At 70.1% G+C, this 4,087-nt stretch carries 4 protein-coding genes; 3 read left to right on the top strand and 1 reads right to left on the bottom strand.

The window, feature by feature from the left end; all coding sequences use genetic code 11:
- A partial coding sequence (locus ACIQ6S_RS14205) for a penicillin acylase family protein (RefSeq protein ID WP_397608918.1) occupies positions 1-1,247 on the top strand: 1,247 nt, incomplete at its 5' end.
- A 111-nt stretch (positions 1,248-1,358) separates the two neighbouring features.
- The gene (locus ACIQ6S_RS14200) at positions 1,359-1,931 is read left to right on the top strand and encodes a hypothetical protein (RefSeq protein WP_397608917.1); all 573 of its coding nucleotides are present in this window, start codon (positions 1,359-1,361) and stop codon (positions 1,929-1,931) included.
- Here the strand turns inward: ACIQ6S_RS14200 and ACIQ6S_RS14195 are convergent.
- Positions 1,928-2,827: a DUF808 domain-containing protein gene (locus tag ACIQ6S_RS14195; RefSeq protein WP_397608916.1), complete on the bottom strand. Its 900-nt coding sequence runs from the start codon at positions 2,825-2,827 to the stop codon at positions 1,928-1,930. The genes ACIQ6S_RS14200 and ACIQ6S_RS14195 overlap by 4 nt on opposite strands.
- 252 nt (positions 2,828-3,079) lie before the next feature.
- Between ACIQ6S_RS14195 and ACIQ6S_RS14190 the strand changes: the two genes are divergently transcribed.
- Complete coding sequence (locus ACIQ6S_RS14190; protein WP_397608915.1) at positions 3,080-4,072, top strand: META domain-containing protein; 993 nt, start codon at positions 3,080-3,082, stop codon at positions 4,070-4,072.
- The last annotated feature ends 15 nt before the right edge of the window (positions 4,073-4,087 follow it).

Raw genomic sequence — 4,087 nt, 5'->3', positions numbered from 1 at the left:
TCGAGATCCGCGAAACCCGCTGGGGTCCGATCGCGCACGACGAAGCGGACGGCAGTGCATTGGCCCTGCGCTGGACCGCGCAGATGCCGGGCAGCCTCAACTTCGGCCTGCTCGACCTCGTCCATGCAGGCGACCTGGACGCGGCACTTCGCATGGCCAGGCAGGCCGGCGTGCCGGCGCAGAACATGCTGCTCGGCGACGCCGAGGGCCGCATCGCATGGCGACTGGTCGGGCGCATCCCGGCGCGCGTCGGCGGCTGCGATCCGAAGGCCCCGCTGCTGCCCCTTCAGGGCTGCGATTGGGCGGGCTGGCACCCGGCTGACGCGCCGCTGCAGCCGGAGCTCGTCGATCCGCCCTCCGGCCGCCTGTGGTCGGCGAATGCGCGCATCACCGACGGCGAACTGCTCGCGCTGATCGGTGATTCCGGCTACGCCTTGGGTGCGCGACAGAAGCAGATCGCGGACACCCTCATGGAAAGCGCACCGCTCGACGAACCGGCCCTGCTGGCACTGCAGCTGGACGATCGTGCGCTTTTCCTGGAGCGCTGGAACCGCCTGCTGCGCGACACCGTCGCCCCGATGTCGGCCGCCGAATGGCGTGACGTCGCCGAGGCCGCCGAGGACTGGGAGGGCCACGCCTCGATCGACTCCAGCGGCTACCGGCTCACCCGCGCCTTCCGCCTCGAAGTGCTGGCCCGCGTCCGCAACGGCCTGCTCGGGCCGGCCAAGGCCGGGCTCGGCGACCGGTTCGTCATGCCCGACCTGCCGCAGCTCGAGGGCGTGCTGTGGCCCTTGCTCGAGCAGCGCCCGGCGCACCTGCTGCCGCCGCGCTTCGAAAGCTGGGATGCCCTGCTGGCCGACGCGGCCCGCGCCGCGGCCACCGAGGTGCGCGGCGGCCGGGAAGGCCCGCTCACAGCGCGGACCTGGGGCGAGGCCAACCTCAGCCGCGTCTGCCATCCGCTGACCAGCGGCGTCCCGGAATGGCTGCGCCCGCACTTGTGCATGCCGGCCGAACCCCTGCCCGGCGACGTGCAGATGCCGCGGATCCAGGCCCCGGCCTTCGGTGCCAGCCAGCGCATGGTGGTCTCGCCGGCGCACCGCGAGAACGCGATCTTCCAGTTGCCCGGGGGCCAGGCCGGCCACCCGCTCTCGCCCTACTGGGGCGCCGGCCACGGCGATTGGGCGCAGGGCCGGCCGTCGCCCTTCCTGCCCGGCCCCGCCACCGCGAGGCTCGAACTCACGCCGTGACGACCCTCGGCGGGGCGCAACCTTCAAACTGGGCAAACCGGTTCGAAACCGCTGGCGGGCGGACTCCGGTTTCCCCCACTATGGGATGAACCGGGGCATCGAGGGGGTCTCATGGCTGGTAATGACGGCGTGGTTCGCGGCACCCAGGTGAACAACCCGGGTCCGGACTGGAACCACCTGCGCGAAACGGTGCTGATGATGGAACTGGCGGTCGCGCAGGTGGAAGCCGCGATGACCGACAGCAACGCCTCCGTGGACGCGCTGACCGGCACCTTCACCACGATGGCGAACACCATCAAGCTCATCAACGAGCGCATTTCCGGCTTGGCCGACACCGAGGCCACCGGCCCGGTGAAGATGGAGCTGATGATGGCGACGATGAACGTCGCCGGCATGGTCAACCAGGCCATCGTGGCCTTCCAGTTCTACGACCGCCTTTCGCAGCGCCTTGCCCACGTCAACCACGGCCTCGCCTGGCTGGCCGAGCTCGTGAGCGACCAGGACGAAGCGTCCTCGACGGCCGCGTGGGCCGCCCTCCAAGGCAAGATCCGCTCGCGCTACTCGATGCCGGAAGAAGTGGAGATGTTCGAAGCCGTGCTGCTGCGCGGCCTGACCGTCGAACAGGCCATCCGCGAGTTCATGGACAAGATGAACAGCAAGGGCGACGACATCGAGCTGTTCTAGCGCTTGAGCTTCTTGAAGCCCTCGACGGCCGCAAGCACCAGCGCGCCGACGAGCACGCCGATCAAGGCTTCCAGAAGCACGGCGACGACGCCCGACGCCGCGCCCGTCATGGCCGCCCAGCCCTGCACGAGGTGATGCACCACCGGCAGGTTGTGCACGAAGATGCTGCCGCCCACGAGGAACATCGCGGCGGTGCCGGCGATCGAGAGGAACTTCATCAGCAGCGGGGCCCCGACCAGCATCGCGCGGCCGACGGCCTTCGCCGCAGCGCTCGCCTTCGACTGCAGCCAGAGGCCCGCGTCATCGATCTTGACGATGCCGGCCACGAGGCCGTAAACGCCGACGGTCATCAGCACCGAGATGCCGGCCAGCACACCGAACTGCTTCACGAGCGGCTGCGTCGCCACGGTGCCGAGCGCGATGACGATGATCTCGGCGGACAGGATGAAGTCGGTGCGGATCGCGCCTTTGATCTTGTCCTTCTCGAACGCGACCATGTCGACGCTCTCGTCGGCCACGGCCGCACGCAGCGCCGCTTCTTCGGCGGCGCCCTCCGCCGGATGCAGCCAGCGGTGGGCGAGCTTCTCCACGCCCTCGAAGCACAGGAACGCGCCGCCGATGATCAACAGCGGCGGGATGGCCCAGGGCGCAAACGCCGCGATGGCCAGGGCCGCGGGCACGAGGATCACCTTGTTGATGGTCGAGCCCTTGGCCACCGCCCAGACGACCGGCAGCTCGCGGTCGGCGTTCACGCCCGCCACCTGGTTCGCGTTCAGCGCGAGGTCGTCGCCGAGCACGCCAGCGGTCTTCTTGGCGGCGACCTTGGTCATCACCGAGACGTCGTCCAGCAGGGTGGCGATGTCATCGATCAGGGCGAACAGGCTGCTTCCGGCCATGGGGACGTCTCAGGGGCGTGGGGGCGAAGTGCAGCATTGTCACATGCAGCGGCATCGACGCGGATTTCTCCACGGTCCATGGCACGATTCCGCCCAGTCCCGTGGAGTGGTTCGATGTCCCCGCACCTGATTCACCGCTGCGCATTCCTGGGCGCAGCACTGCTGGCCCTGCCCGGCCTCACCGCCTGCAGCCAAGCCGGCACACCCGAGGGGACCGCAGTCACTCCGCCATCCGCTGCACCCACCGCCCCCGTGACGCCCGCCCCGCCCCCGCCAGCGGCGAAGGACATCGGCGTCCCCAAGGACTATGGCTGCGCCGGCACCGCGATCGAAGCGATCTATTTCGAGCACATGGCGATGCTCAGGCTCGACGGTGAAACCGTTCGCCTCGACCCGGTGGCCGTGGCCTCGGGTTCGCGTTACCAAGGTTGGCGCGCCGACGGCGCGCTCATCGACCTCTGGGAAAAGGGCGGCACCGCGACGCTCAACGTGGCCGGCAACGAGTACCCGGAGTGCTCGCTCATCGAAGCGCCGGTCGCGGCCGAAACGGACGCCACGAGCCCCGACGAAACCCCGACCGCCGCGCCTGCGCCGGAGGTGATCCGCACCTATTCCGCGCGCGGCAATGAGCCGTTCTGGCTGGTACAGGCCGACGCGACCGAAGTGCGCTGGAGCACGGCCGACCACGTGGCGGCCGACGTGTTCACCGGCCTGACCCGGGCGACGCGCGCAGACGGCTTCGACCTCGCGGCAACACGCGAGGGCGGCGCGCTCGCGCTGTCGGCCAATGCCGCCGTGTGCCGCGACAGCATGACGGGGATGCCGCACCCGGACACCGTCGTCGTCCAGGTGGACGGTCGCGAATTCACGGGCTGCGGCGGCAACCCCATCGACGTGCTGGCGCCGAACGCGTGGACAGTGGCGAGCATCGGCGGTGCGGCGATGAGCGGCCGCCGGCCGACGCTGCAGTTCAGCGCCGACGGGCAAGCCTCGGGCTTCGCGGGCTGCAACCGCTGGACCTCGTCGGCAGTGCTCAGCGGCGAGGGCCTGAGGCTTGGCATGGCCGCCGCCACCCGGATGGCCTGCCTCGACGACACGGCGTCGAAGCAGGAGTCCGACTTCCTCGCCGCGCTTGGCCGCATCACGGGCTTCGACGTCGACGCCAACGGCGATCTGCTGCTGAAGGCCGGCAACGAGACGGTGATCGTGGCGAAGGCCACCGAATCGCCGGCGCCGCAGGACTGATCAGCCCGCGACGGC

Origin of the sequence: Silanimonas sp. (assembly GCF_044377035.1) — a bacterium.
GTDB lineage: Bacteria > Pseudomonadota > Gammaproteobacteria > Xanthomonadales > Xanthomonadaceae > Silanimonas.
The sequence above is the reverse complement of the archived record's forward strand: the minus strand, read 5'-3'. Positions and strand labels throughout refer to the sequence as shown.